Source organism: Rhodoferax sp., assembly GCF_018780565.1.
Taxonomy (GTDB): Bacteria; Pseudomonadota; Gammaproteobacteria; order Burkholderiales; family Burkholderiaceae_C; genus Rhodoferax.
In genome coordinates this window covers 60,228-86,172 of the sequence record NZ_JADMJN010000009.1, presented here as the reverse complement: position 1 = coordinate 86,172, position 25,945 = coordinate 60,228, and the positions used below count along the sequence as shown (strand labels likewise).

Genomic DNA, 25,945 nt, shown 5'->3' with positions numbered 1-25,945 from the left:
CAAACCTTGTCCTGGATCAAGAACGCCGATGACGCGGCTGGCCATACTTGGTCCAATGATTTGAAGGAGATCGTCTTGGTTGATCCGTTGTACATAGATTCCGTGGATGCCGCTGTTGATCATGTGCTTGACAAGATCCCCGGCGATATTGTTCTGGGTATTCCATTGGGCGTCGGCAAGCCCAATCCTTTCGTCAACGCGTTGTACCGCCGGATCAAAGGCAATCCTGCGAGAAAGCTGCGCATTGTGACCGCCTTGTCGCTGGAAAAACCGGTGGGTCATAGTGAACTTGAACGACATTTCCTGGAGCCTCTGGTTGAGCGGGTATTCGCCAATTACCCTGACCTCGAATACGTGAAAGATTCCCGCGCGGGCGGGCTTCCGTCCAATATTGAAGTGCGCGAATTTTTCATGAAGACGGGCGATTACCTGGGCAACGAGGCAGCGCAGCTGGGCTATATCTCCACCAACTACACCTTTGTCGCCCGCGACATGGCGCTTCAGGGCATGAACGTCATTGCGCAGGCGGTTGCGGCCAAGGACGGCGCCGATGGCATGCGTCTGAGCCTGTCGAGCAATCCCGATGTAACCTTTGAGGTGGTCGACAAAATGCGTGCAAAGGGGCAGCCCCTGATGGCCATCGGGGTCATCAACCGTGAAATGCCTTTCATGCCCAACGGTGCCGAGGTCACACCGGGCTTTTTCGACGTCGTGGTCACGGATCCTGCCGCGACCCATGCGGTCTTCGCACCACCCAACAACAAGGTCAGTGCGGCCGACTATGCCATTGGTCTGCATGCATCCAGCCTGGTGCTTGACGGCGGAACGCTTCAGATCGGTATTGGCTCGCTGGGCGATGCGATCGGGCAGGCATTGATCGTGCGGGATCGCCACAGCGCGGAATACCAGCGCATTCTTGAATCGCTATGCCCGGAGGGTCTGATGGGGCGGGAGCTGGGTCGTTTTGACGTCGGCTTGTACGGATGTTCGGAGATGTTCGTCAATGCCTTTCTCAAGCTCATTGAGGCGGGCATCATCCGTCGTGAGGTGTTCCGCGACACGGTGCTGCAGCAGATGCTTAACGACGGTCGCATCAGGGACGAAACCGTCACGCCGGATACATTGCGGGCGCTGCTCGATGCCGGGCGAATTCGTTCGCCGCTGGGTGCGGATGATCTGGCGTTTTTGCAGCGCTTTGGCATTCTGCGTGCGGAGGTGAAGCTCAACGGCGAGCAACTGGAGTTTGAAGGCAAGCGCTGCGGCACCAATCTGCTCGATGACGCCTGCTTTGAGTGTGTCAGCAGCACCATGCTGGGGTCGCGTTTGACCGAAGGCATCTTCATGACCGGCGGCTTCTTCCTGGGACCGCGTGATTTTTACGAGCGCTTGCGCACCTTGCCACCTCAGGAGCTGGCGAAGATCGACATGACCCGCATCGACTTCATCAATCAGCTCTATGGCGAAGGCGAGCTCAAACGCGCGCAACGCCGCAAGGCGCGGTTCATGAACACCACCATGGTGGTCACTCTGCTGGGCGCTGCAGCCAGCGATGCGCTGGAGTCGGGCCAGGTCGTCAGTGGCGTGGGTGGGCAATACAACTTTGTGGCCATGTCGCATGCGCTGCCTGATGCGCGCTTGATCATGATGCTGCGTGCGACGCACGACAACAAGGATGGTCTCAAGAGCAGCATTGTCTGGAACTATGGCCACACCACCATTCCGCGTCACTTGCGGGATGTGGTGGTTACTGAATACGGCATCGCGGAGTTGCGCGGCCAGTCTGATGGCGACGTGGTGAAGCGCCTGATCGCGATTGCGGACTCACGCTTTCAGGACGAGTTGGTCAAGCAGGCTAAGGCGCATGGAAAGCTGGAGGCCGGCTACGAGGTGCCCCAGTGTTATCGGCAAAATTTACCCGAAGCACTGGAAGCCAAGCTGCATCCCTGGGCTGAAGCGGGACTGTTGCCCGACTTCCCTTTTGGCACCGACCTGACGGATGAGGAGTTGCACATGGTTCGCGCGATGAAGAAGATGAAACACGCAGGCAACCATCCTTCGGAATTGCTCACGATGGCCGTCAAGAGTTTGTGGGAGGGGAAAGAAGCGCCTCAAGCCTATCTGGAGCGACTTGGACTGGCCGATGCGCACAGCTTCAAGGATCTGCTGATCCGGCGGCTGTTTTCAGGGAGCTTGTAGCCCTTCGACGCGCCGCTCAGCTGGATTTGTTACTGACGCGTATTCGTTGCAGCGTCAGTTGCAGGAGCCGTGCATCAGCGCTGGCACGATGGCGCTGCGGTCCCCGCTCACTTGCCACGGTGGCTTTCACTTCGTGCCAGTGGTCGGCCTCGTCTTCGCGCAGCAATGCACGCAGATTTTCCAGTTTGAAGCCTGGCGACATGCCGGCGACGTCAAACAGGGCGCCCAGCCAGCTGTAGTCGTTAGCCCAGCCATCAGAATAAACGGTTTGCCCCATCAACTGCGCGTTGAGCAGGCGTGCCACTTCGACGACAGGTCGCCCTCGTTGCAGAAGCAGATCGCGGGAAATGTGGTGAATTGTTTCAGCCTTCGGATCCCAGTGTGTCCATTCCGGTTCGGGGAAGATCAGGCTGCAGAATGAGTGACCGTTCGGCAGCACGAAACCCACTTCAATCGGATAGCTGTGGCGACCAAAGCCGGACGCTTCCACATCCAGTACGGCCGGTGAATCGAGCTCTTCCGTGAGTTGATCGCGCATGCCGGCATCATATGCCGGGGCGATCAAATGTGTAAGCAATTGATTCGTTTTTGATCTGGAAATTTGAGCCGTGTAACATTCACGTCCATGAAGGTTGACCCCGCCATTGTCCAGATTCATGCCGAAAACGTTCGGGCAGAAGTGATTGACCGTACGCCGACCCTCAAGCTGGACCCGGCAATTCTTCAAAAAATCAAGCAGAAGGTTCCGATTTTCAGCGGCATGACGCCCGAATGCCTGATGAGCACACTTGCCGTTGCCGAGTATTTTCCGGTCAAGGCAGGAGAGGTGGTGTTCAACGAGCGCGATATTGGCGATTCGTTTTTTGTCCTGATTGCCGGTGAAGTCGTTGTTGAAAAAGTCAGCAATGGGAAAAAGGCTGAACTCGCCCGACTTAGCGCTGGAAACTGTTTTGGCGAGATGGCGCTGGTAGGCAACCATCTGCGATCCGCAACCGTGCGTGCCGTCGATGATGTGGTCACCATGCGGTTCTACCGGGAGCTTGTGGATTCAAACCCCGAAAGTGCGCACATCATTTACCGCAACATTGCCAGCATCCTTGCGGCCCGTCTGGATGAATCAAGCGTGATGCTGGCTGATCTGGTGGTGCAGAAGTCGCCCGGTTGAATCCGGGCCTTGGTCAGGGTTGTGCCAGCATCCGGTCTTTGGCCACGAAATACTTGCGTGCATAGGCAACAATTTGCGCATCGCTGGGGTGGCCGATGGTTTCCACCCCCACCACTTTGTCCGCCAGGCCATGGTCGTGTGCATGGATGTGCTTGATCAAGTGCAGTTTGGCTTGGGCCGGACCGACGACCAGAATCTCTTGCGCGCCCTTGAGGGCTTCGACAACGGCGTGATAATAGGTTTTGTCTTCAGCCTGACGACCGGAGCCCACCGCACCGCTTTTGGCGTGCAAATGCGCATGCGGCCGGGCAGGGTGAACGATTGATTTCTCCACATCATCCGGTGCGATATGCATGACGTGCGCTTCAGAATGATCGAGCCAGACAACTGCGTGATAGTGCGACATGGATTTCTTTCTTCAAGTAACAAAAAACACAGCTTATACCCGTGGATGTACGCCATATTGACCCAAGTCATGTTCGCCTGATTTGAACCTGATTTTCTGAACGCCATGACTATTCTTCTCGCGCCCATGGAGGGCTTGCTGGACTTCGTGCTGCGCGACATCCTGACCCGCGTCGGCGGTGTGGAGCGCTGTGTGTCCGAGTTCATCCGCGTCACCAACACACTGCTGCCTGATCGGGCCTTCGTTCGAATCGTTCCCGAATTGCTGACGGGGGGGCGGACGTTTTCCGGTGTGCCCGTGCGAGCCCAGTTGCTGGGCTCCGATCCGGTTTGTCTCGCCGAAAATGCAGCCGTCTTGGCGGCCTTGGGGCCTGCCGGCATCGATCTCAATTTTGGTTGCCCGGCCAAGGTGGTGAACCGTCATGGTGGCGGGGCCGCTTTGCTGGAAGATCCCGAGTTGCTGACAGCCATCGTGTCTGCGGTGCGCCGCGCCGTGCCAGCGCATATGCCGGTCTCAGCCAAGATGCGTCTGGGCTTCCATGATGACTCGCGTGCAGTCGAATGTGCGCTGGCCATTGAAGCCGGAGGTGCCAATGAACTGGTGGTGCATGCCCGCACCAAGGCGGATGCCTACCGACCCCCGGCCTACTGGGAACGTATCGCCGACATCCGCGCCGCAGTGCGCATCCCGGTGGTGGCCAATGGCGAGATATGGAATGTGCAGGATGCGCTGCGCTGCCGCGAGGCCTCGGGTTGTGACATGCTGATGCTGGGCCGCGGTATGGTTACCGACCCGGGGCTGGCATGGGCCATTCATGCCGCCAAAGGGGGGGTGGAAAGCCGCCCGCCAGTGGGTTGGCAGACCTTGCTACCCCTGATTGCCGATTTTTGGCAGTTGGTGTGTGCTCGGCTGGAGCGGCGTCAGCGAGCGGGGCGGCTCAAGCAATGGTTGAACTTCCTGCGGCGCCGCTATCCCGAGGCGGAACTGGCCTACATGGCATTGCGGACCATCAATGACGCAGCGCCTATTGATCAGTGGCTGGCCGCCCAACTTGATCAGCGTGCGTTGGCTTTTTGTCCACCCATGCCAAGGTAGGTTTCAATGATGCGAGGATCATTGGCCAGAGCGCTGGACTCCCCGCTGAGTGCCACGCTACCCATCTCCAGCACATAGGCGCGGTCCGCAACCGCAAGCGCCGCGCGCGCATTCTGCTCCACCAACAGGACGGAGACACCGCGTGCGCGCAGCGAGGCCACCACCTGAAGCACTTCGCGCACGATCAGCGGCGCCAATCCCAAGGATGGTTCGTCCAGCATCAGCAATTTGGGCCTGGCCATCAGCGCCCGCCCAATGGCCAGCATTTGTCGCTCTCCACCCGACAGGGTAGACGCAAGTTGGGCGCGACGTTCCTGAAGGCGCGGGAAGATGCCAAACACTTCGTCTTTGCACTCGGCCTGGTCCCGCAGCCCTTTGCGCCAGCGTGAAAAGCCACCCATCAACAGGTTGTCTTCCACCGACATTTCGCCAAACAGTTCGCGCTTTTCAGGCACCAGGCCTACACCGCAGGCCACCAGTGCTTCCACGGTCGGGCGGCGAATCAGGTTTCCGTTGAGCCACACTTCACCGGTGCTTGGCAGCAAGCCCATCGCGGCGCAGAGCAGGGTTGATTTTCCGGCGCCATTGGGTCCGATGACGGTCACGATCTCGCCCGGCTGCACGACCAGATCGACCTGGTGCACCGCCTCGACCACGCCGTAGCAAACACTGACGCCTTTGAGTTGAAGTACCGGGTGCGTCATGGTGTCAATGCTCCTTCTGCACCACCCAGGTAGGCCGCGAGCACGGCCGGATCGGCCTGCACCACGGCAGGCGACCCATGGGCGATGACCTGGCCAAACTCCAGCACCGTGATGCGGTCGGCAATATTCATCACAAACTCCATGTCGTGTTCGACCACGAGAATGGCCAACCCTTCTGCGCGCAGCTGCGTCAGTAGCTTGGCTAATGCCTGCTTCTCCAGATGGCGCAGACCCGCAGCCGGCTCGTCCAGCAACAACACGCTGGGTTGCCCGGCCAGCGCGCGGGCAATTTCCACCACACGTTGCTGCCCAAGCGCCAGTGAGCCTGCCGCTTCGTGCAAATGCGCACCCAGACCGCAGCGTTCAATCTGCCTGCGAGCCTCGGCCATCAGGGCGGCCTCCTCGGCGCGGTCCAGTCTCAGCATGGAGGCGAGCCAACCACGGTGGCCGCGTTGATGTGCGCCCAGGGCAACGTTGTCCAGAACACTGCGCGTGCCCAGCAATCGAACATGCTGGAACGTGCGCCCCAAGCCGCCGGCTGCAAAGGCGCGCGATGGCTGTCCGTTCATGCCCTTGCCCAATAACTTCACTTCGCCGGAACTGGGGTCGTCAACGCCCGAGATCATGTTGAAAAAAGTGCTTTTCCCCGCTCCGTTGGGCCCAATCAGGGCGTGCACTTCCCCGGCGCGGACATCCAGATTCACATTGTTGTTGGCCAGCAGGCCTCCGAATTTCTTGCTGACAGCGCTTGCCGCAAGGACCACACTGCCTTTTTCGGGGAGCGTGCGTTCGGCCAGACTGCGCACCGCCTGACTCGTGGCGGCAGGCGAAGGTTTGAGGTAGCGGTTGACCCGCAGCGCCAGACTGGGCCACAGACCGTCGGAGAAACGTTGCAAGACCAACAGCATGAGCAGGCCAAACACCACCACTTCGAAGTTGCCGCTGGCACCCAGCAGACTGGGAAGAATGTCTTGCAGGTACTGCTTCATCAGGGTGATGATGGCGGCACCCAACACGGCGCCCCACAAGTGGCCTGCGCCGCCCACGACGGCCATGAACAGGTATTCAATACCAATGCTGAGGTTGAATGGCGTGGGATTAACGAAGCGCTGCAGGTGCGCGTACATCCAGCCCGACAGACTGGCCAGCAGGGCGGCCAGGACAAACACCTTGATGCGGTAACGGGCCGTATCCACACCCATGCTTTCGGCCATGACGCGGCCTGTTTTCAGCGAGCGTATGGCACGCCCCTCGCGCGAATCCAGCAGATTGCTCAAGGCCCACAGAGTTAAAAGCAGCACAGTCCAGGTCACCAGGCCAAGCTCGCGCACCGAGCTCAAGGTCACCCCCCCTACGGACAGCGCGGGCAGACCCGCCATGCCGGTGTGGCCGCCCAAAAATTCGAGATTGCCAAACAGGAAGTACAGACTCAGGCCCCAGGCGATGGTACCCAAAGGCAGGTAGTGGCCAGACAGTCTGAGCGTGACTGAACCCAGAAACCAGGCGACTGCAGCGCTCAATACAAGCCCCACGACCAAGCCGATCCAGGGCAGCAAGGCAGAACCCGGTGCCAGCCCTGCCAGCGCTGCGCCGGCGGGCGCCGTGCAGAACCAGGCGGTGGCATAAGCGCCCAGGCCAACGAACGCCGCCTGGCCAAAGGAGGTCATGCCCCCCACACCCGTGAGCAACACCAGACCCAGCGCCACCAGCGCATACAGGCCGATGTAGTTCAGCATGGTGATGGTGAACTCAGGAAGAAAGCCCCAGGCGCCAAGCAGCAGCACCACGGCCACAATTGTCAGATGGCGCCGGGTCATTCTTCGTCCTCGACATGGCGGCTGTTGAGCGAACGCCACCACAGCACGGGAATGATCAGGGTAAACACGATGACTTCCTTGAAGGCACTGGCCCAAAATGATGAAAAGGATTCCAGCAGCCCCACCAGCAAGGCGCCGGCAAGCGCCAGCGGGTAGCTGGCCAGGCCGCCAATGATGGCGGCGACAAAGCCTTTGAGACCGATCAGAAAACCGGTGTCGTAATACACGGTGGTCAGTGGTGCGATCAACAGCCCTGACACCCCGCCAATCAACGCGGCCAGTGCAAAGCTCAGGTCGCCTGACAGTTCAGTGGGGATGCCCATCAAGCGGGCGCCCACCCGGTTCATGGCGGTGGCGCGCAGCGCCTTGCCGACGATGGACCGCTCAAAGAACAGGAACATCAAGGTCACCAGCACGCTGGCGACCCCCATCACCACGAGCGACTGACCGCTGACCGGAATGCCGCCCAGATCCAGGCGAAGCTCGGAAAATGCGGGTGTGCGTGAACCCTCGGCACCAAAAAAAAGCAGGCCCAGACCGACCAGTACACCATGCAGGGCGACTGACACGATCAGCAGCGTCAGCACTGTGGCATGCGCCAGAGGCCGGTAGGCCATGCGGTACAGCAGGGGGCCCAAAGGGGTAATGACCAGCAAAGTAGCGAAGGCCTGGCCCATCAATGAGGCGGGCGCCAGGACCAGGGTTGTGAGGGCGGCCAAGGCCGGCAGCACGACAGCCCATACGGCGGTCGACTTCCAGTCCACGGCAATGCCGCGTTGGTGGCGCACAGCTTCCACCAGCAGCGTGAGCGCCGCCAGAGCCAGCAACAGCCACAGGGTGCCGGGTGCGCGCCCGGCTTGCAGCGTGGCCATGGTCAATGCGCCAAAAGCGACAAATTCGCCCTGCGGGATGAAGATGACCCGGGTGACAGAAAATACCAGCACCAGGGCCAGCGCCATCAGGGCATAGACGGCACCGTTAACGATGCCGTCCTGAGCCAGCAACAGGGCGATTTGCAGGTCCATCAGGGCTGGTACTTCCAGGTGCCACCTTCAATCTTGACCATCACGCGTGCGCGCTGGTCCAGGCCCAGGTGGTCGGTAGCCGACATGTTGAAGACACCATGCGCGCCAGCCAGCTCCTTGACCGATTCCAGGGCATCACGCAGTGCAACGCGGAATTCCACTGTGCCAGGCTTGGCCTTCTTGAGTGCTGCCGTTGCAGCGGCTTCCATCAGCTTGCCAGCATCCCAGGCATGTGCGCCAAAGGTCGAGACCGAGCCAGCACCATAGGCAGCCTCATACTTGCTGATGTAGGCTTGAGCAGATTTCTTGAGCGGATGATTCGCTGGCAGTTGCGCGGCTACCAGGACCGGGCCGGCAGGCAGGAAGGTGCCTTCCACGTCCTTGCCGCCCACGCGCAGGAAGTCATTGTTGGCGACGCCATGGGTCTGGTAGAACTTGCCGTTGTAGCCGCGCTCCTTGAGTGCGCGCTGCGGCAGCACTGCAGGGGTGCCCGAGCCTGCAATCAGCACTGCATCGGGCTTGGCGGAAACGATTTTGAGCACTTGGCCTGTGACCGAGGTGTCGGTGCGGTTGTAGCGCTCATTGGCAACGATCTGAATATTCTTCAGCGCGGCAATCTTGCTGAACTCTTGGTGCCAGCCTTCGCCGTACGCGTCAGAAAAACCGATGAAACCGACGGTTTTCACGCCATTGCCGGCCATGTGGGCAACGATCGCCAGTGACATCATGATGTCGTTTTGCGGTGTCTTGAAGACCCAGCGCTTCTTGGCATCCTGGGGTTCCACAATGCGGGCCGACGCGGCCATCGACACCATGGGTGTCTGCGACTCGGCGGCAATGTCGATCATGGCCAGTGAGTTGGGTGTGATGGTGGAGCCCAGCAACACATCCACTTTATGCTCGTTGATCAACTTGCGCGTGTTGGTCACGGCGGCGGTGGTGTCCGATGCATCGTCGAGCACGATGTAGTTGACCTTTTGGCCGCCAATGCTGGTCGGCATCAACGAAATGGTGTTCTTTTCCGGAATGCCCAGTGAGGCGGCGGGGCCTGTGGCTGATACGGTGACGCCGATGTTGATATCGGCATGGGCCACCATGGCGGCCACCAGTGCGGCGACCAGGGTTAAGGTTTTCTTGAAGCTCATTTTTTGTCTCCTGTTGATAAAGTTTTGGTAGCAGGTCGCGTGCGGCGGGTTGGGGGCGGTGATACCGGGTCAAGCCGCACGGCACCCAGTCCACCCAGAAACAAGTCGGCCACGACGGGGGCCATCTCGGCGTGCGATAGCTTACCCGCAGGCTGCAGCCAGGTAAACATCCAGTTCATCATGCCGAACAGCAGCATGGCCAGTGGCTTGTTCAGGCTGGCCTCCACCAGCTCGGGCCGCGCCTGGGCTACGGCCTGGGCAAAGGCCGTGACCACTTTGCGCTGCACCGACAAGACCCGGGTCTGGTCCTGAGGATCGAGAAACTTCACGTCCTCGGTCAAGACCCGGTGTGCGTGGCGTGCTCCGGCGTATTCCTCGACGAAGCGCTCAATCAGCTGGCGCAGGCAGGCTTCGGGTTTTAGTTGCAATGCGGTGACTTCATTCACCACCGTCTGCAGGCGTGTCACGTGGCTGGTGGCGATTTCTGCCAGCAGCTGCGATTTGTCGCGCACATAGTGGTACAGCGCGGGCTTGGATACACCGCAGGCTTTAGCCACCTCGTTCATGGAAGTGCCGGGGTAGCCCTGGGTGGCAAACAGCTCGGCCGCCCGCGCCAGAATGTCTTCTCGCTGGGTGTCATAACCGGGGGCGCGTCCGCGTGCCATCGTTTCTTGACCTCTTCAGCGTTCGTCAAAGGAAATGACCACGCGCTCGGTCAGCGGATGGGACTGGCAGGTCAATACATAGCCTGCTGCCACCTCGTGCGCTTCCAATGCAAAGTTGCGCTCCATGCGCACCTTGCCTTCGATCAGCTTGGCCCGGCAGGTGCAACACACACCCGATTTGCAGGAGTAGGGCACTTCCAGTCCCGCCTGTGCGGCGGCGTCCAGGATATTGCCCTGGTCGGTCCGGAAATCAATTTCACGGCTCAGACCATCGCGAATGATCAGCACCTTGGCTTGGGGCGCATCACCGGCCAACACCGTCTGCACCGGCGCCTTGCCATCGACGTTGACAGGCACACCAAAGCGCTCGATGTGGATGCGCTCCTGGGCAATGCCTGCCGCGCGCAAGGCAGCATCCGCTTCGTCGTTGAAACCGTGGGGGCCACACACAAACACCTGATCGATGTGCTGGGGTTGCACCACGGGGCCCAGGAATTCGGCAAGCTTCTGCTGGCTCAGGCGACCACTGTTGAGGGGCGTGTCCATGAGTTCCTGCGAGAACACCAGGTGCAACTCCAGCCGCGTGAGGTAGCGGTTCTTGAGGTCTTCGATTTCTTCCTTGAACATGGTGGACTTCTGGCGGCGATTGCCATAGATCAGCGTGAAGCGCGACAAGGGCTCGCGCGCCAGCACCGTCTTCATGATCGACAGAATGGGGGTGATGCCGCTGCCGCCCGCAATGCCCAGGTAGTGTCGAGCAGCCTGTGCATCCACCGGGACAAAGAAGCGCCCTTCAGGTGGCAAGACGTCAATCGTGTCACCCGCGTGCAGTTGCTCATTGATCCAATTGGACACCAGCCCGCCAGGCACCTTGCGCACGCCGATGCGCAGGGCATCGTCATCGACGCCGGAGCAAATGGAGTAGGAGCGGCGCTGTTCCGTGCCACCGATCTGGCTGCGCAAGGTCAGGTGCTGACCTTGTGTAAAGCGGTATTGATCTTTCAACGTATCGGGGACGTCAAAAGAAACAATGACCGCCTCATCGGTATCGGCTTCTACCTGCTTGACCCGCAGGGAATGAAAATGCGTGCTCATGGCCAGGTCTTTCGTTTCATAGGGGCTTGAAATGCTCAAACGGCTCTTTGCAGGCCAGGCAGCGGTGCAGCGCCTTGCATGCGGTGGAGCCGAAGGCCGATAGGCGTTCGGTGTTGCTGCTGCCGCAGCGCGGGCAGTCCAGCGCCGGGGCTTTTTGCCGTGGCATGAACTGCATCACCACGGCTTCGTTCTGGCCTGCAGGCCCGGGTGGGGCAATGCCGTAGTTGCGCAGTTTGGTCTTGCCTTCTGCACTGATCCAGTCGGTGGTCCAGGCGGGCGCACGCTGCAAGGCCACGTTCACTGGCCCCAAGCCGGCAGCCACGAGCGCGGCCACCACGTTCGATTCAATCAGCTCAGTAGCTGGGCAGCCTGAATAAGTGGGCGTCAGCACCACATGCACGCCGTCGCCCTGCAACTGCACATCGCGCACGATGCCCAACTCGCACACCGACACCACCGGTACTTCCGGGTCGAGCACGGTTTGCAACACAGCCCAGGCTTGCGCCAGACGCGCTGCCGATGCCGTTGCTGGCGCGACGGGGGTTTCGCTCACCAGACACCGCCCGGATAGGCGCGCTGCAGGTGTTGCATCTCGGCCAGAATGAAGCCCATGTGTTCGCTGTGGCGGCCAATCTTGCCCGTGCTGCGAAAAGCGCTGGGCTTAGGGATCGCCAGCCCAGCGCTGGTCATAACGCTGTTCACCTCGCTCAGCCAGTCTTCCTGCACATCGGCCCAGCGTGGCCCCAGGCCGCTGGCGACCGCTGCATCGTCCACGGCATCGTTCTCGAACATTTCCGCCACATAGGGCCACATCAGGTTCAGCGCATCCTGCATGCGACGGCTCGACTCCTCGGTGCCATCACCCAGGCGCACCACCCAGTCGGCCGCGTGCTGCTGGTGGTAGCGCGATTCCTTGAGGGCCTTGCCCGCGATGGCTGCCAGCTCCGCATCGCTGGAGCTCAGCAGGCGCTGCCACAGCTGTTTCAGTAGCGTGGCCATCACCAAATTGCGCAGTACCGTGAAGGCAAAGTCGCCCCGGCCGGTGCGCGCACCGCGCAGGGAATTGGGCAACTCCACCAGGGTCAGGTTGAGGTAGTCGCGCTCGTCGCGCAGAAAAGCCAGTTGGTCTTCGTCCCGGCCCTGGCCCTCCAGCTGGCCAGCCCGCGTGAACAGGGCGCGTGATTGGCCAATCAGGTCCAGCGCCATGTTGGTCAGCGCAATGTCTTCTTCCAGCGCGGGGGCGTGGCCGCACCATTCGCCCAGACGCTGCGCCAGGATCAGGCAGCTGTCGGCCAGGCGCAGCACATACTGGACGTTCGGGGCGCTTGAGATCGCGATCGATGCTTGCATGAAACGATTCCCCTCAATCACATGTGGTCTACGGCTTTGGGCAGCTCGTAGAAGGTGGGATGGCGATACACCTTGTCTTCCATGGGGTCGAAGAAGCTGCTTTTCTGGCCCGGGTCGGAGGCCACGATCTGCTCCGAGCGAACTACCCAGATGCTCACGCCTTCCTGGCGGCGGGTGTAGACGTCGCGGGCCAACTGGATGGCCATGGTGGCGTCGCTGGCGTGCAGGCTGCCGCAATGTTTGTGGTCCAGGCCCGCTTTGCTGCGAACAAAAACTTCCCACAGGGGCCATTCGCCAGTGCTTGTATGGGTGGTGCTCATGTTGAATCCTTTTGAAATAGTGAAAGGCTCAAGCCGCTTTGGCTTGCACGGCATGCTTGGTGGCATGGGCCATGGCCGCTTCGCGTACCCAGGCGCCGTCTTCCCAGGCGTCTACCCTGGCAGCGAGACGTTCGCGGTTGCACGGCCCGTCGCCGCCCACCACACGCCAGAATTCGGTCCAGTCGATGGGGCCCACGTCGTAGTGCTGGCGTTCTTCATTCCAGCGCAGCGCCGGGTCGGGCAGGGTCACACCCAGCACCTTGGCTTGCTCCACCGTGGCGTCAATGAACTTCTGGCGCAGTTCGTCATTGCTGATGCGCTTGATACCCCAGCGCATGGATTGCGCACTGTTGGGCGACTCGGCGTCCGGTGGGCCGAACATCATCAGGGCCGGCCACCACCAGCGGTTCACCGAGTCCTGCACCATGTCGCGTTGGGCCTGTGTGCCCTTCATCATGGTCAGCAGCGCTTCATACCCTTGGCGCTGGTGAAAAGACTCTTCGCGGCAAATGCGAATCATGGCGCGCGCATAGGGCGCAAAGGAGCAGCGGCACAGCGGCACTTGGTTCATGATGGCGGCACCGTCCACCAGCCAGCCAATCATGCCCATGTCGGCCCAGTTCAGCGTGGGGTAGTTGAAGATGGAGCTGTATTTGGCGCGGCCGATGTGCAGCGCGTCCAGAAGCTGATCGCGTGAGGTGCCCAGGGTCTCGGCGGCTGCGTACAGGTACAAGCCGTGGCCGCCTTCGTCCTGTATCTTGGCCAGCAAAATCGCCTTGCGCTTGAGTGTGGGCGCGCGGCTGATCCAGTTGCCCTCGGGCAGCATGCCCACGATCTCGGAGTGCGCGTGCTGGCTGATCTGGCGCACCAGCGTCTTGCGGTAATGCTCGGGCATCCAGTCCTTGGCTTCGATGAAGTCGCCTGCATCAATGCGCGCCTCAAAAGCCGCCTCGGCCTGCATGTCTTCTGCGCTGCGCAGCTTCTGTTTGGCAGCGGCCTGTTCCTTGAGTTCTTCCGGGCTCATGTTGTCCATTGATTGCGTGTACATGTGCAGCTCCTGTGAAAACGTTGATGCGATGGATCGCCTTGCTTACTTCTTGCGCAGGTCAACCACGCGCCGGGCTTTGCCCACCAGCGTGCGCTCGATACTGTCCGGCGCACCCACCGTGACCTGGGTGCTGATGCCCACAAAGGCCTTGATGCGTGCCCGCACCCAGTCGCCTGCTTCTGACGCACTGACGGTGGCGGAAGGCAATAGCTCGCAGCGCACGGCCACGGCATCCAGACTGTCGTCCCGTGTTACCACCAGCTGGTACTGGCCTGACAACTGGCCGTGCTTGAGCACGATCTCTTCAATTTGTGTGGGGAATACATTGACGCCACGGATGATCAGCATGTCGTCGCTGCGGCCCACGATCTTGCCCATGCGGCGCATGCTGCGCGAAGTGGGGGGCAGCAGCCGGGTCAGGTCACGCGTGCGGTAGCGGATCACCGGCAGCGCTTCTTTCGTGAGGGAGGTAAAAACCAGTTCGCCTTCTTCGCCATCGGGCAGCACCTCACCGGTCTCGGGGTCGATCACTTCGGGGTAAAAATGGTCTTCCCAGATCACCGGGCCATCCTTGCTCTCGATGCACTCGCTGGCCACGCCCGGCCCCATCACTTCCGACAGGCCATAAATATCCACCGCGTCCAGGCCGGCATTGGTTTCGATCTCGCGGCGCAAGGCCTCGGTCCAGGGCTCGGCACCAAAGATGCCGACCTTGAGGCTGGAGGCCTTGGGGTCCAGCCCCTGCCGCACAAATTCCTCAATCACCACCTGCATGTAACTGGGTGTGACCATGATGATGTCGGGCTTGAAGTCCTGAATCAGTTGCACCTGCTTCTCGGTTTGCCCACCCGACATCGGGATCACCGTGCAGCCCGCGCGCTCGGCGCCGTAGTGCGCACCCAGGCCACCGGTAAACAGGCCATAGCCGTAGGCCACGTGAATCATGTCACCCGGGCGTCCACCAGCGGCGCGAATGGAGCGCGCCACCAGATCGGCCCAGTTGTCGATGTCCTTGGCGGTGTAGCCCACCACGGTGGGTTTGCCGGTGGTGCCGGACGAGGCGTGAATGCGGGCCACCCGATTTTTGGGCACGGCAAACATGCCAAACGGGTAGTTGGCCCGCAAGTCCTGTTTGGTGGTGAAGGGGAACTTGACCAGATCCGCCAGCGTCTTGAGATCGCTGGGGTGCACGCCCTTGGCATCGAAGGCCTGGCGGTAGTGCGGCACGTTGTCATAGGCGTGTTGCAAAGTCTTCTTCAGGCGCTCGGTCTGCAGCGCCTGTAGTTCGTCCTTGCTGGCCCTCTCAATCGGTTCCAGATCGCCTGGTGCGGGAGTCTTCACTGGCATGGTGTGTCCTTTGGGTCCGGGGCTTAGTTCGCAGCTGCTGGGAGGGTGATCACGGGCTTGCCCTTCATTCGGTAGGAGCGGCCACGGAACACGGCGATGCGCGCCCCGGTCTGGTTGCTCACCTCCACGTCATAGACGCCAGTGCGCCCGCTCAGGCTGATCTCGGTGGCGCGCGCGGTCAGCACATCGCCACCGCGCCCCGGCGCGATGAAATCCACCGCCAGCGAGGAGGCCACGGTCAGCTCGTTATAGGAATTGCAGGCAAACGCAAATGTGGAGTCTGCCAGCAGCGTGATGTAGCCGCCGTGGCAAATGTCAAAGCCGTTGAGCATGTCGTCGCGCACTGTCATTTCAAGCTGTGCCGTGCCCGGGCCGATGTGAGTCACCTTCAGGCCCAGCCCACGCGAGGCCCGGTCATTGGCCATCATGCCGACGGCCACAGCCTCGGCAATTTGTTGGGGGTTCAAGCTGGGTTCAGTCATGGGTGGCCTAGCGATTCAGCACTATCAGGGTATTGATCCAAAACAAACATTTATTACCGACCGGTCGGTAATAAATATAAACCGATCATATCCTGATCCAGGTCATGTCCACTTAGTAGAGACCCTGATGCCTGTTGGCGCGCAACCCGCAAATCGGCTTTGGGGTCAGGTGGGTAAAACGAAGTTATCGCACGTAGAACTCTGTACCAAATGATGACTTTGGGCTTGCTTGCCCAATGGCGTACAGTTAAAAATCTGAATACCAATCTTGAAGGAATGCCCTCATGCCATCCGGAAAAATACTTGTAGCCCAGGGCGGTGGCCCCACCGCCGTGATCAACCAGTCGTTGGTGGGTGTGGCGCTTGAGGCGCGTCGTTTTAGTGGGATTGAGCGCATCTACGGCGCGCGCCACGGGGTGCGGGGCATTGTGGACGAAGACTTTGTGGACCTCACGCAGGAGACGCGGCACAACCTGGAGCTGGTGGCCAACACGCCGTCATCGGCTCTGGGCTCCACGCGCGACAAGCCGGATCTGGCGTATTGCCAGGAGATTTTCAAGGTGCTGCAGGCGCACCAGATCGAGCACTTTTTCTATATCGGCGGTAACGACTCGTCCGACACGGTGCTGATCGTCAGCGAAGAGGCCCGCAAGGCCGGCTACCCGTTGCGCTGCCTGCACATTCCGAAGACGATTGACAACGATCTGGTGGGCAACGACCACACGCCCGGCTTCCCATCGGCGGCGCGCTTTGTGGCGCAGGCCTTTGCCGGGGCCAACCTGGACAATGCGGCGCTACCGGGTGTGTATGTAGGGGTGGTGATGGGGCGCCATGCCGGCTTTCTGACAGCGGCATCGGCCCTGGGCAAGAAATTTCCCGACGATGGCCCGCACCTGATTTACCTGCCCGAGCGCACCTTTGTGCTGGAACAGTTTCTGGCCGATGTGAAGCAGACCTACGAGCGCTATGGCCGCTGTGTGATTGCCGTGTCCGAGGGCATCCACGATGCGTCCGGTGCGCCGATTGCGACCCTGCTGGCCAAGGACCTGGAGCACGATGCCCACGGCAATGTGCAGCTCTCGGGCAATGGTGCGCTGGCCGATTTGCTGTGCGAAGAGATCAAGTCCAAGCTCAAGATCAAGCGGGTGCGGGGTGACACCTTTGGCTACCTGCAGCGCTCTTTCATCGGCTGTGTGTCGGATGTGGACCAGCGCGAGGCGCGTGAGGTGGGTGAGAAGGCGGTGCAGTTTGCGATGTGGGGCACGCAGGATGGCTCGGTGGCAATCAAGCGCACCGGCTTTTATTCAGTGGACTACGAGCTGCTGCCGCTGAGCGCCGTGGCCGGCAAGACGCGGGTGATGGAAGATGAATTTATTGCCGCCAACGGCAGCGATGTCACCGATGCGTTTCGGCTGTACCTGCGTCCGCTGCTGGGCTCGGGCCTGCCGGATGCGTTTCGGCTGCGCCACAACCCGGTGGCCAAGGTGTTGCACCCCGCTCGCTGATGCGCTGGCGTTTCAGGCAAACAAGCCCTCGAAGCCGCTCATCGGCTCAAAGCGTTTATTGCGGTAGATCAGCCGGGTAGGGCCCGGCAGCGCTTGTGTGCGAACCGAATGGCGCTCGTCGCCCGGATAGCAGATGACGCGGGTGCCTTCCTGCTCGAACGACTCGGGTTGAATCACGGGAGGCAAGCGGCTGCGTGCGGCCTCCAGCACGCTGCTCACACTGCCGTGGCGTGCCAGATGCGCCAGGCTCATGATTTGCGGCGGCGCCAGTTCGATCTGGCCTTCCCAGTACTGCTGTAGTGCGGTGCGCGGGGAGAGCCACACGCTCTCGGTGGCCTCATGGTTGTCGTGGCGGGCAATCTGGTCGGATGGCACGGCCGAGACAAAGAAGCGGGTGTCAAAGCGCTTGTTCATCACTGCCGACATCTTGGGTGTGATCCAGCGCGACCAGGGCAGCACGCTGCTGGTTTGCAGGCGCAGGCCCATCAGCGCCAGCATTTCGTCAAACTGATGTCCTTCGCGCAGCAGCGCAGTGGCCCGCGCTGCATGCTCGGCCGAGGCACCCTGGGCAAACAGAATGCCTGATTCTTCAAATGCCTCGCGCAAGGCCGCCACATAGAGGCCGGCTGCGGTCAGCGGGGCAATGTCGGGCTCATTCAGGGTGGCGTGCAGTGTGTCCAGGGGTAGGTCGATGTGGGTGTCCATGTCCAGCTGGGCGTCGCCCGCGTCCACTTTCCCGCCGGGAAACACGTAGGCTCCGCCCAGCACATCGGACAGGCCATGCCGCTTGAGCAGAAAAACTTCCATGCCGTGGGCGCTGTTGCGCAGCATCACCACGGTGGCGGCGGGGCGTGGCGGTGTGGTGATGACTTCAGAATGCAGTTCCATGGTCGACTTTCAGAGGTGCCTTGCGCAGTGAATTAAAGTACAGGGTTGGCTGGCTGAGACTATCAGAGTATCGGCGTTCAATTTGTCTCCAACATTTCAGGAAAAAAACATGACTATCGATTTCAAAGGCCGTGTGGCCATCGTGACCGGCGCTGGCGGCGGTTTGGGCCGCGAACACGCTCTGGCGCTGGCAGCGCGCGGTGCCAAGGTGCTGGTGAACGACCTGGGCGGCGCACGCGACGGCTCTGGTGGCTCGGCAACTGCGGCTGAAGCCGTGGTGGCTGAAATCAGGGCCGCGGGTGGCGAGGCTATTGCCAATGGCGCCTCGGTGACGGACTTTGCAGCGGTGCAGGCCATGGTGCAGCAGGCTGTTGCCGCCTGGGGTCGCGTTGACATTCTGGTGAACAACGCCGGCATTTTGCGTGACAAGAGCTTTGCCAAGATGGAACTGGCCGACTTTGAACTGGTGGTGGACGTACACCTGATGGGCGCCGTGAACTGCACCAAGGCGGTGTGGGCCCTCATGAACGAGCAGAAGTACGGCCGCATTGTGATGACCACATCGTCAAGCGGTCTGTACGGCAACTTCGGTCAGTCCAACTACGGCGCGGCCAAGATGGCGCTGGTGGGGCTGATGCAAACCCTGGCGCTGGAAGGTGCCAAGAACGACATCCGCGTCAACTGCCTGGCCCCCACGGCTGCGACCCGCATGACCGAGGGCCTGATGCCCGAGGCCGTGCTGGCTGCGCTCAAGCCCGAAGCCGTGGTTCCCGCCATGCTGGTGCTGGCCGCGCAGGATGCGCCGACACGTACCATATTGTTGGCGGGTGCCGGCACCTTTGAGGCAGCGCACATCACCATGACACAGGGCGTCTGGCTGGGCAACGATGCGCAGACACCCGAGCGCCTGGCGGAGCGTCTGGCCGAGGTGACGGATCGCACGGGCGATCAAGTGCCGCAAAGCGGCTCGGCCCAGGGCAGCAATGAAGTCACCAAGGCCATGGAAAACCTGGCACGCAAGTAATTGCGTGCAGCGCCGTGTTCCACCCATCCAATGACCTACAAGGAGTTTTGACATGACAACAACCATGGTGTTTACCTTTGTCGGCGCGGACAAGCCGGGGCTGGTGGAGCAACTGGCGCAGACTGTGAGCAAGCACGGCGGCAACTGGCTGGAAAGCCGCATGAGTGAGTTGGCCGGTCAGTTTGCCGGCATCGTTCAGGTGGCCGTGAGCGAAGCACAGCAGCCCGCTTTGCGGGCCGCCTTGACGGCGCTCTCGGGCAAGGACTTGACCATTGTCGTGGCGGTAGCCGAGCCGCGTGGCGCCGACAAGGAGGACTGCCGCAATCTGCGCCTGAGCATCATTGGCAACGACCGCCCCGGCATCGTGCGTGAGGTGGCGATGGCCTTGGCGGCGCGTCACATCAATGTGCGCGAAATGGACACCACCATCAGCAGCGCGCCGATGAGCGGCGCGCCCATGTTCGAAGCCGTCGCCAGCATCCAGGTACCGCGAACCCTGGATATGGCGGAGCTCAATGATCAGCTTGATGCAGTGGCGAATGCGCTGACGGTGGACATTGATCTGGAAGAATCACTGCGCTGATTCTGCCAACCGGACTTTGCTGCTTGCGCTCGCCGTAAATTGATTCGCATCAATGCAGGTGCGGCAGCAGCAGCTACATTTCCAACTTTCAACTGAATGGAAATTGGTTATGCGAACTCTGTCCCAATTTTTGCGCGCAACACTTCTGGCTGTGATGACTGTGCCGGGTTTTGCTACGCTGTGTGCCGCACAGGGGTCGGCTGCAGAGGCATACACCTCCGAAGAAGCCTGGCTGTGCAAACCGGGGCGACAGGACCTGTGCGCCAGCGGCAACGGCATCACCCGGCTTTCGGAAAACGGAACGGGTACGGTGGAGGCCTGGAAACCCAACCCCTTGGCCCCCGTCGACTGTTTCTATGTCTATCCAACCATCTCGGAAGACCCCGGTGGCAACAGTGGCTGGGTGCCTGGTCCAGGCGAGAAGCGAGCCGTTGAGCATCAGTTTTCCTTGTTCGCCTCGGTATGCAGACCCTTTGCACCGATGTACCGACAAGTCACCCTGGCCGGTTTGCGTAGCGTGATGTCGGGCAACCCCATGCCGATCGACCCGGGACTGGGGTATGCGGATGTGCTTGCAGCGTGGCGGCACTATCTGAAGTTTGAGAATCAGGGGCGCGGTGTTGTGTTGATCGGGCATTCACAAGGGGCACGCATGCTCGCACAGTTGCTGCAGAGGGAAATCGAAGGTTCCCCAGCACAGTCCTTGCTGGTATCAGCCTTGTTGCCCGGATTCAATATGGACGTTCCCAGTGGTCAGGATATTGGTGGAACCTTCAAAAAAGTGCCGCTGTGCAAAACGGCATCTCAAACAGGGTGTGTGATCTCGTACGTCACGTTCCGCTCAACAGTGCCTCCCCCGGCCAACACACGGTTCGGCCGGACCAAAACTCCGGGGATGGATGTGGCATGTGTCGACCCGGTAGCACTCAGTGGATCAGAAGTCAAAAGTTATCTGCCCATCAGGAGCAATCTGCTTGGGGTGCGTACAGCCCAAGCAGATTGGCTGGCAATGGCTGCCAGGACGGATACACCTTTTGCCGCGCTGCCCGGTTTGTTGAGTGCGAAATGTGTCAATGCAGAGGGCGCATCGTATCTGTCGGTGGCAAGTCAGCCTGCGTCCATGGCACAACGGCCCAATGACTTTCCCGGCGACATTCTGGTCAATGGCAAAGCCCTGGATGACTGGGGACTTCACCTGGTCGATATCAATCTCGTCGCAGGCAATTTGATGGATATTGTTCAAAAGCAGTCGGCAGCATATCTGGCGACCGCTTCGAAAAGCAAATAAATTCCTACTGGTAGTCGCTGACCGGCACGCAGGAGCAGAACAGGTTGCGGTCGCCGTAGACGTTGTCCACACGACCCACGGGCGGCCAGTACTTGACCTGTTTCAGCGTGGCCAGCGGAAAGCCGCCCAATTCGCGCGAGTAGGGGCGATTCCATTCCTCACCCATCAGCGACGCGGCCGTGTGCGGCGCATGCTTGAGCGGGTTGTTGTCCTGCGGCCACTCACCACGCTCCACTTTTCCAATCTCTTCGCGGATGGCGATCATGGCGTTGATGAAGCGGTCCAGCTCGTCCAGTGTTTCGCTCTCGGTGGGCTCCACCATCAGCGTGCCAGGCACAGGAAAGCTCAGTGTGGGCGCATGAAAGCCGTAGTCCATCAGGCGTTTGGCAACGTCTTCGGCCGAGATGCCGCTGGCGCCGCCACTGCTTTCCTTCAAGGGCCGCAGATCCAGAATGCACTCGTGCGCGACATGGCCGTTGGCACTGGCGTACAGGGTGGGGTAGTGGTTTTTGAGACGCGCGCTGATGTAGTTGGCGCTCAGGATCGCCACCTCGGTGGCGGCTTGCAGGCCTTGCGGGCCCATCATGCGGCAGTACATCCAGCTGATCGGCAACACCGCTGCATTGCCCAGAGGGGCTGCAGATACAGCGCCCACGCCCTTGGACGCAATGCCGCCGGTGGCATGGCCGGGCAGGTAGGGCACCAGGTCGGACACCACGCACACCGGTCCCACGCCGGGTCCGCCACCGCCATGGGGAATGCAGAAGGTCTTGTGCAGGTTCAGGTGGCTCACATCGCCGCCGAATTCACCGGGAGCAGCTACGCCCACCAACGCGTTCATGTTGGCGCCATCCACGTAAACGCGTCCGCCGTGCGAATGCACCAGGGCGCAGAGTTCCTTGACGCTGGTTTCGAACACGCCATGGGTGCTGGGGTAGGTGATCATCACGGCCGCCAGGTTCTTGCTGTGCAGCTCGCACTTGGCCTGGAGGTCGGCCAGGTCGACGTTGCCCTGCGCGTCGCAGGCCGTGACCACCACCGTCATGCCCACCATTTGCGCGCTGGCGGGGTTGGTGCCGTGGGCGCTGGAGGGTATCAGGCAAATGTTGCGGTGGCCCTGGCCATGGGCCTCGTGGTAGGCCTTGATGACCAGCAGCCCGGCGTACTCGCCTTGCGAGCCGGCATTGGGTTGCAGGCTGATGCCGGCATAGCCCGTGGCCTGGCACAGCCAGGTGCGCAGTTGTGCGTCCAGCTCGCGGTAGCCCTGCAACTGCTCGTGCGGTGCAAAGGGGTGCAGGGAAGCAAACTCGGGCCAGGTGATGGGAATCATCTCGCTGGTGGCATTGAGCTTCATGGTGCAGCTGCCCAACGGGATCATGCTGCGGTCCAGCGCCAGATCCTTGTCGCTCAGGCGGCGGATGTAGCGCAGCATGCCGGTCTCGGAGTGGTGCGTGTTGAACACCGGATGCGCCAGGTAGGCACTGGTGCGACGCAGCTCAGCCGGGATGAGTGGTTCGATGCCTTTTTCGCTGGCGGCAACTTTGGGCAGAACCTGGCCGCCTTTGGCAAAGAAGGCCCACAGTTGTTCAATGCCTTCGCGGGTGGTGGTTTCGTCCAGCGATATACCGAGGCATTCTTTGGAGACTAAACGCAGGTTGGCCCCCGCAGAACGTGCGCGTTCAGCTATTAAATCTGTAGCGCCAGCCGTGTTGACGGTGAGCGTGTCAAACGCGGTGCTGTTGGCCAGGCTGTAGCCCATTTCCTGCAGGCCACGCGCCAGCACGGCCGTGAACGAGGCCACACGCTGGGCGATGCGCTTGAGGCCCTGCGGGCCGTGGTACACCGCGTACATGCTGGCTACCACGGCGGGCAGGACTTGCGCGGTGCAGATGTTGGAGGTGGCTTTTTCACGGCGAATGTGTTGCTCGCGCGTCTGCAGCGCCAAGCGGTAAGTGGGGTTGCCGTGCACGTCCACGCTCACACCTACCAGACGGCCGGGCATGGAGCGTTTGAATTCGTCGCGGCAGGCCAGGTAGGCGGCATGCGGGCCGCCATTGCACAGGGGCATTCCAAAGCGCTGGGTGGTGCCTACGGCAATGTCGGCACCCAGCTCACCGGGTGGTGTCAGCAGCGTGAGCGCCAGCAGATCGGCCGCCATGATGACCACGCCGCCACGGGTCTTGTACTGCGAGATCCAGTGCCGGTCGTCGCGCACCACACCGCTCACGCCGGGGTATTGCAGCAGCACGCCAAAGCTTTCCTCGTGCAAGGCTTCATCGCCCGTGCAGACCTTGACCGTCAGCCCCAGGGGGCGGGCTCGGGTCTGGATCACCTCCAGCGTTTGCGGCAGGACTTCGCTGTCGACAAAGAAAGTGGTGGATTTGGATTTGCCCACGCGCAAGGCCAGTGTCATGGCTTCGGCCGCCGCCGTGGCTTCGTCCAGCATGGAGGCATTGGCCATAGGCATGCCGGTGAGGTCGGTGACCATGGTCTGGAAGTTCACCAGCGCTTCCATGCGCCCCTGGCTGATCTCGGCCTGGTAAGGCGTGTAAGCGGTGTACCAGGCGGGGTTTTCCAGGATATTGCGCAGAATCACGCCCGGCGTGTGCGTGTCGTAATAGCCTTGACCGATATGGCTTCTGAACACCTGGTTCTTGGATGCAATCGCTTTCAGTTCTGCCAGCGCCTGCGCTTCGGTGACCGCTTCCGGGATGGCCATGCGGCTGGTGCGCGCGATCGAGCGCGGCACGATGCCGTCGATCAACTCACGGCGCGAACTGGAACCCACGACTTTGAGCATCAATGCCTCATCGGTGGCGTCCACGCCAATGTGGCGGGCCAGAAATTCGGAGGCGTTCTCCAACTCGCTCAAGGGTTTGGCGGATTGCATCAACATGAAAATTCCCTGGTTCAGGCGTTGGCGGAAAAACTGGTGTAGCTGGTCTCGTCCATCAGGGCATCCAGCTCGGCCGGGTTGGCGAGCTTCACCTTGAAGAACCAGCCTGCGCCCATGGGATCGGAGTTGGCCAGGGCCGGGTCAGCGCGCAGGGCCTCGTTCACCTCGGTCACCTCACCGGTCACGGGCATGTAAACGTCGGCAGCGGCTTTCACCGACTCGACCACACCCGCGATGTCCTTGGCGGCAAACGTTTTGCCCACTTCGGGCAGGTCCACGAACACCACGTCGCCCAGGGCGTCCTGGGCATGCTGGGTGATGCCAACGATGGCGATGTCGCCGTCAACTTTGAGCCATTCGTGGTCGGGTGTGTATTTGATGGTCATGGGTTTCTCCAAAAAAATGTGAGGTCAATAAAACAGAACGAAAAATCAGCCGCGACAACTTAGCCGCGGTAGTAACGGGTGGGTACGAAGGGCATGGCAACCACTTCCATCGGCACCGGCTTGCCGCGCACGATGGCGTTGACGCGTGAACCCAATGCCGCGAAATCTGGTGTGACATAGCCCATGGCCACCGGCTTGTCGATCGTGGGGCCGAGCAGGCCGCTGGTGACTTCGCCAATGCGTTTGCCGTTCAGGTCTTGCAGTTCAGTGTGGTCGCGCACGGGGATGCGCTCCAGCGCCATCAGTCCCACACGTTTTCGGCCAAGAGCCCCCGTTTCGCCTGCGAGTTGCGCTAGTATTTTTGTAGTACCCGGAAAACCACCAACCCGCGCACCACCCGCGCGGCGGACCTTTTGCATCGCCCAGTTCAAACCCGCTTCGACCGGCGTGGTGCTGGTGTCAATGTCATTGCCATACAGGCACAGGCCAGCTTCCAGGCGCAGGGAATTGCGTGCGCCCAAACCGATGGGCTTGACCTCGGGCTGTGCCAGCAGGGCGTGTGCGAGCGCCTCGGCTTTCATCTCGTGCACCGAAATCTCGAAGCCGTCCTCCCCGGTGTAGCCACTGCGGGTCACAAAGCATTCGATGGTCTGGTGCGGCCCGGCGCTGTCGCAGGCAATGTTGAACTTGCCGCCGGTCATGAACACCAGTTTGTCGATGCCGGGGCACAGGCGTTGCAGCGCGGTCACGGCCTGGGGGCCCTGCAAGGCCAGCAAGGCCATCTCGGGCATGGGAATCACCTGGCAGCGCGTGCCGATCCGGGCCTGGATGTGGGCAATGTCACCCACCTTGCAGGCGCCGTTCACGATCACAAAGATATCGCCACCGTGGGCGTAATCGCGGTTGACGAACATCAGGTCGTCGATGATGCCGCCTTCGTCATTGAGCAGCAGGCCGTAGCGCTGCTTGCCCACGGGCAGGTCGATCACGTCCACCGGCATCAGGCTCTCAAACGCCGCAGCGGCATCCGGCCCGATCAGGCGCAACTGGCCCATGTGAGACACGTCAAACAGGCCGGCGGCCTTGCGTGTGTGGTGGTGCTCGGCCATCAGCCCGCTGGGGTATTGCACGGGCATGGAATAACCCGCAAAGGGCACCATGCGAGCGCCCAGCGACACATGCAGGTCGTTCAGCGGCGTATTGAGAAGATTGTCAGGCGTGGTGGTCATCAGCGAATCCAGGAGGGGCAAGTCGAATTCCATGGCCAAAGCCATGGGCTGCCCCCGCTGTCCGCTTTACCTGAGAGATTCACCCGGCGATGCGGGTTTGCTCCTTCGGTGGACTGCATTGAATGCAGCCTCTCTCCAGTGGGGAAACGTTCACGGGGTGTGCGACCCGTGAACGCCTGTCAGTCCTTTTGCCTGAGCGTTCAAACTGCTGCAATCAGCAGTCCTGCGCCTTCGGCGGCCTTCTCGGGGAAGGCTCTCTCCTGAACGTTTCGATTCTACTATTGCG

At 61.1% G+C, this 25,945-nt stretch carries 25 protein-coding genes and 2 riboswitches; of the genes, 7 read left to right on the top strand and 18 right to left on the bottom strand.

The features are described from left to right. The first annotated feature begins 75 nt into the window (after positions 1-75). Complete coding sequence (locus tag IV109_RS13600) at positions 76-2,196, top strand: acetyl-CoA hydrolase/transferase C-terminal domain-containing protein (protein ID WP_296697323.1); 2,121 nt, start codon at positions 76-78, stop codon at positions 2,194-2,196. A gap of 16 nt (positions 2,197-2,212) precedes the next feature. Here the strand turns inward: IV109_RS13600 and IV109_RS13595 are convergent, their stop codons facing one another. Continuing rightward, entirely contained in the window at positions 2,213-2,854 is a 642-nt protein-coding gene (locus IV109_RS13595) for a hypothetical protein (protein ID WP_296697320.1), read from the bottom strand. On the opposite strand from IV109_RS13595, the gene IV109_RS13590 reads away from it, so the two are divergent. Continuing rightward, positions 2,822-3,361 (top strand): cyclic nucleotide-binding domain-containing protein, encoded by a 540-nt coding sequence (locus tag IV109_RS13590; RefSeq protein ID WP_296697318.1) that lies wholly within the window; start codon positions 2,822-2,824, stop codon positions 3,359-3,361. The two genes, IV109_RS13595 and IV109_RS13590, sit on opposite strands and share 33 nt — an antisense overlap. 13 nt (positions 3,362-3,374) lie before the next feature. Here the strand turns inward: IV109_RS13590 and IV109_RS13585 are convergent, their stop codons facing one another. After that, a complete protein-coding gene (locus IV109_RS13585; protein ID WP_296697316.1) occupies positions 3,375-3,767 on the bottom strand; it encodes a translational machinery protein in 393 nt (130 codons plus the stop codon). 105 nt (positions 3,768-3,872) lie between these two features. Here IV109_RS13585 and IV109_RS13580 point away from each other — a divergent pair, with 105 nt between their 5' ends. Further along, on the top strand, positions 3,873-4,862 hold the full coding sequence (locus tag IV109_RS13580) for a tRNA-dihydrouridine synthase (protein WP_296697313.1): 990 nt from the start codon (positions 3,873-3,875) through the stop codon (positions 4,860-4,862). On the opposite strand, the gene IV109_RS13575 is transcribed toward IV109_RS13580, so the two are convergent. From IV109_RS13575 to paaI, 12 genes are read right to left on the bottom strand one after another with little or no spacing between them, the layout of a single operon-like run. Then, positions 4,823-5,566, bottom strand: a complete 744-nt coding sequence (locus IV109_RS13575; RefSeq protein ID WP_296697309.1) for an ABC transporter ATP-binding protein — start codon at positions 5,564-5,566, stop codon at positions 4,823-4,825. The two genes, IV109_RS13580 and IV109_RS13575, sit on opposite strands and share 40 nt — an antisense overlap. Then, positions 5,563-7,383 (bottom strand): branched-chain amino acid ABC transporter ATP-binding protein/permease, encoded by a 1,821-nt coding sequence (locus IV109_RS13570; RefSeq protein ID WP_296697306.1) that lies wholly within the window; start codon positions 7,381-7,383, stop codon positions 5,563-5,565. Before IV109_RS13570 ends, IV109_RS13575 begins: the two co-directional genes overlap by 4 nt. Next, positions 7,380-8,408: a branched-chain amino acid ABC transporter permease gene (locus IV109_RS13565; protein ID WP_296697304.1), complete on the bottom strand. Its 1,029-nt coding sequence runs from the start codon at positions 8,406-8,408 to the stop codon at positions 7,380-7,382. The genes IV109_RS13570 and IV109_RS13565 overlap by 4 nt, the downstream gene beginning before the upstream one ends. After that, positions 8,408-9,553 carry an ABC transporter substrate-binding protein gene (locus IV109_RS13560; protein WP_296697301.1) on the bottom strand — a complete coding sequence of 382 codons (1,146 nt, stop codon included), beginning with the start codon at positions 9,551-9,553 and terminating at the stop codon, positions 8,408-8,410. The genes IV109_RS13565 and IV109_RS13560 overlap by 1 nt, the downstream gene beginning before the upstream one ends. Beyond that, on the bottom strand, positions 9,550-10,218 hold the full coding sequence (locus tag IV109_RS13555) for a TetR/AcrR family transcriptional regulator (RefSeq protein ID WP_296697298.1): 669 nt from the start codon (positions 10,216-10,218) through the stop codon (positions 9,550-9,552). Before IV109_RS13555 ends, IV109_RS13560 begins: the two co-directional genes overlap by 4 nt. A 15-nt stretch (positions 10,219-10,233) precedes the next feature. Further along, positions 10,234-11,313, bottom strand: coding sequence for a 1,2-phenylacetyl-CoA epoxidase subunit PaaE (paaE, locus tag IV109_RS13550; protein ID WP_296697296.1), 1,080 nt, complete (start codon positions 11,311-11,313; stop codon positions 10,234-10,236). A 16-nt stretch (positions 11,314-11,329) separates the two neighbouring features. After that, on the bottom strand, positions 11,330-11,869 hold the full coding sequence (gene paaD, locus IV109_RS13545) for a 1,2-phenylacetyl-CoA epoxidase subunit PaaD (RefSeq protein WP_296697465.1): 540 nt from the start codon (positions 11,867-11,869) through the stop codon (positions 11,330-11,332). Next, positions 11,863-12,663, bottom strand: a complete 801-nt coding sequence (gene paaC / locus IV109_RS13540; protein WP_296697293.1) for a 1,2-phenylacetyl-CoA epoxidase subunit PaaC — start codon at positions 12,661-12,663, stop codon at positions 11,863-11,865. Before paaC ends, paaD begins: the two co-directional genes overlap by 7 nt. A gap of 17 nt (positions 12,664-12,680) precedes the next feature. Beyond that, complete coding sequence (paaB, locus tag IV109_RS13535; protein WP_296697291.1) at positions 12,681-12,983, bottom strand: 1,2-phenylacetyl-CoA epoxidase subunit PaaB; 303 nt, start codon at positions 12,981-12,983, stop codon at positions 12,681-12,683. 28 nt (positions 12,984-13,011) lie between these two features. Next, positions 13,012-14,031: a 1,2-phenylacetyl-CoA epoxidase subunit PaaA gene (paaA, locus tag IV109_RS13530; protein WP_296697289.1), complete on the bottom strand. Its 1,020-nt coding sequence runs from the start codon at positions 14,029-14,031 to the stop codon at positions 13,012-13,014. 42 nt (positions 14,032-14,073) lie between these two features. After that, entirely contained in the window at positions 14,074-15,378 is a 1,305-nt protein-coding gene (gene paaK / locus IV109_RS13525) for a phenylacetate--CoA ligase PaaK (protein WP_296697287.1), read from the bottom strand. 23 nt (positions 15,379-15,401) lie between these two features. Then, on the bottom strand, positions 15,402-15,860 hold the full coding sequence (paaI, locus tag IV109_RS13520; protein ID WP_296697284.1) for a hydroxyphenylacetyl-CoA thioesterase PaaI: 459 nt from the start codon (positions 15,858-15,860) through the stop codon (positions 15,402-15,404). A gap of 284 nt (positions 15,861-16,144) precedes the next feature. Here paaI and IV109_RS13515 point away from each other — a divergent pair, with 284 nt between their 5' ends. Then, positions 16,145-17,365 (top strand): 6-phosphofructokinase, encoded by a 1,221-nt coding sequence (locus tag IV109_RS13515; protein ID WP_296697282.1) that lies wholly within the window; start codon positions 16,145-16,147, stop codon positions 17,363-17,365. 12 nt (positions 17,366-17,377) lie between these two features. Here the strand turns inward: IV109_RS13515 and IV109_RS13510 are convergent, their stop codons facing one another. Next, positions 17,378-18,253: an NUDIX hydrolase gene (locus IV109_RS13510; RefSeq protein ID WP_296697280.1), complete on the bottom strand. Its 876-nt coding sequence runs from the start codon at positions 18,251-18,253 to the stop codon at positions 17,378-17,380. Between the two features lie 109 nt (positions 18,254-18,362). Between IV109_RS13510 and IV109_RS13505 the strand changes: the two genes are divergently transcribed. The 3 genes from IV109_RS13505 to IV109_RS13495 all read left to right on the top strand — a co-directional run bounded on the left by IV109_RS13505 (position 18,363) and on the right by IV109_RS13495 (position 21,148). After that, positions 18,363-19,277 carry an SDR family NAD(P)-dependent oxidoreductase gene (locus IV109_RS13505; RefSeq protein ID WP_296697279.1) on the top strand — a complete coding sequence of 305 codons (915 nt, stop codon included), beginning with the start codon at positions 18,363-18,365 and terminating at the stop codon, positions 19,275-19,277. 52 nt (positions 19,278-19,329) lie between these two features. Further along, positions 19,330-19,860, top strand: a complete 531-nt coding sequence (locus IV109_RS13500; RefSeq protein WP_296697278.1) for an ACT domain-containing protein — start codon at positions 19,330-19,332, stop codon at positions 19,858-19,860. A 109-nt stretch (positions 19,861-19,969) separates the two neighbouring features. Further along, entirely contained in the window at positions 19,970-21,148 is a 1,179-nt protein-coding gene (locus tag IV109_RS13495; protein ID WP_296697276.1) for a DUF3089 domain-containing protein, read from the top strand. A gap of 4 nt (positions 21,149-21,152) precedes the next feature. On the opposite strand, the gene gcvP is transcribed toward IV109_RS13495, so the two are convergent. From gcvP to gcvT, 3 genes are read right to left on the bottom strand one after another with little or no spacing between them, the layout of a single operon-like run. Continuing rightward, positions 21,153-24,044 (bottom strand): aminomethyl-transferring glycine dehydrogenase, encoded by a 2,892-nt coding sequence (gcvP, locus tag IV109_RS13490; protein ID WP_296697274.1) that lies wholly within the window; start codon positions 24,042-24,044, stop codon positions 21,153-21,155. A 14-nt stretch (positions 24,045-24,058) separates the two neighbouring features. Next, positions 24,059-24,430: a glycine cleavage system protein GcvH gene (gene gcvH / locus IV109_RS13485; protein WP_296697271.1), complete on the bottom strand. Its 372-nt coding sequence runs from the start codon at positions 24,428-24,430 to the stop codon at positions 24,059-24,061. 59 nt (positions 24,431-24,489) lie between these two features. Further along, on the bottom strand, positions 24,490-25,692 hold the full coding sequence (gene gcvT / locus IV109_RS13480) for a glycine cleavage system aminomethyltransferase GcvT (RefSeq protein ID WP_296697270.1): 1,203 nt from the start codon (positions 25,690-25,692) through the stop codon (positions 24,490-24,492). A gap of 14 nt (positions 25,693-25,706) precedes the next feature. Continuing rightward, positions 25,707-25,808, bottom strand: a riboswitch (glycine riboswitch). Positions 25,809-25,829: 21 nt separating this feature from the next. Continuing rightward, positions 25,830-25,932, bottom strand: a riboswitch (glycine riboswitch). Positions 25,933-25,945 lie beyond the last annotated feature (13 nt).

Excerpts from the sequence above, each read along its gene's own strand:
- IV109_RS13580 (WP_296697313.1), top strand. The coding sequence starts at position 3,873 with ATGACTATTCTTCTCGCGCCCATGGAGGGCTTGCTGGACTTCGTGCTG.
- IV109_RS13500 (WP_296697278.1), top strand. The coding sequence starts at position 19,330 with ATGACAACAACCATGGTGTTTACCTTTGTCGGCGCGGACAAGCCGGGG.
- gcvT (WP_296697270.1), bottom strand. The coding sequence starts at position 25,692 with ATGGAATTCGACTTGCCCCTCCTGGATTCGCTGATGACCACCACGCCT.
- paaE (WP_296697296.1), bottom strand. The coding sequence starts at position 11,313 with ATGAGCACGCATTTTCATTCCCTGCGGGTCAAGCAGGTAGAAGCCGAT.
- IV109_RS13560 (WP_296697301.1), bottom strand. The coding sequence starts at position 9,553 with ATGAGCTTCAAGAAAACCTTAACCCTGGTCGCCGCACTGGTGGCCGCC.
- IV109_RS13565 (WP_296697304.1), bottom strand. The coding sequence starts at position 8,408 with ATGGACCTGCAAATCGCCCTGTTGCTGGCTCAGGACGGCATCGTTAAC.
- gcvP (WP_296697274.1), bottom strand. The coding sequence starts at position 24,044 with ATGTTGATGCAATCCGCCAAACCCTTGAGCGAGTTGGAGAACGCCTCC.
- paaK (WP_296697287.1), bottom strand. The coding sequence starts at position 15,378 with ATGCCAGTGAAGACTCCCGCACCAGGCGATCTGGAACCGATTGAGAGG.
- IV109_RS13515 (WP_296697282.1), top strand. The coding sequence starts at position 16,145 with ATGCCATCCGGAAAAATACTTGTAGCCCAGGGCGGTGGCCCCACCGCC.
- IV109_RS13590 (WP_296697318.1), top strand. The coding sequence starts at position 2,822 with ATGAAGGTTGACCCCGCCATTGTCCAGATTCATGCCGAAAACGTTCGG.
- paaB (WP_296697291.1), bottom strand. The coding sequence starts at position 12,983 with ATGAGCACCACCCATACAAGCACTGGCGAATGGCCCCTGTGGGAAGTT.
- IV109_RS13495 (WP_296697276.1), top strand. The coding sequence starts at position 19,970 with ATGCGAACTCTGTCCCAATTTTTGCGCGCAACACTTCTGGCTGTGATG.
- IV109_RS13505 (WP_296697279.1), top strand. The coding sequence starts at position 18,363 with ATGACTATCGATTTCAAAGGCCGTGTGGCCATCGTGACCGGCGCTGGC.
- IV109_RS13570 (WP_296697306.1), bottom strand. The coding sequence starts at position 7,383 with ATGACCCGGCGCCATCTGACAATTGTGGCCGTGGTGCTGCTGCTTGGC.
- IV109_RS13595 (WP_296697320.1), bottom strand. The coding sequence starts at position 2,854 with ATGAATCTGGACAATGGCGGGGTCAACCTTCATGGACGTGAATGTTAC.
- paaC (WP_296697293.1), bottom strand. The coding sequence starts at position 12,663 with ATGCAAGCATCGATCGCGATCTCAAGCGCCCCGAACGTCCAGTATGTG.
- IV109_RS13585 (WP_296697316.1), bottom strand. The coding sequence starts at position 3,767 with ATGTCGCACTATCACGCAGTTGTCTGGCTCGATCATTCTGAAGCGCAC.
- IV109_RS13510 (WP_296697280.1), bottom strand. The coding sequence starts at position 18,253 with ATGGAACTGCATTCTGAAGTCATCACCACACCGCCACGCCCCGCCGCC.
- paaI (WP_296697284.1), bottom strand. The coding sequence starts at position 15,860 with ATGACTGAACCCAGCTTGAACCCCCAACAAATTGCCGAGGCTGTGGCC.
- IV109_RS13575 (WP_296697309.1), bottom strand. The coding sequence starts at position 5,566 with ATGACGCACCCGGTACTTCAACTCAAAGGCGTCAGTGTTTGCTACGGC.
- paaA (WP_296697289.1), bottom strand. The coding sequence starts at position 14,031 with ATGTACACGCAATCAATGGACAACATGAGCCCGGAAGAACTCAAGGAA.
- gcvH (WP_296697271.1), bottom strand. The coding sequence starts at position 24,430 with ATGACCATCAAATACACACCCGACCACGAATGGCTCAAAGTTGACGGC.
- IV109_RS13555 (WP_296697298.1), bottom strand. The coding sequence starts at position 10,218 with ATGGCACGCGGACGCGCCCCCGGTTATGACACCCAGCGAGAAGACATT.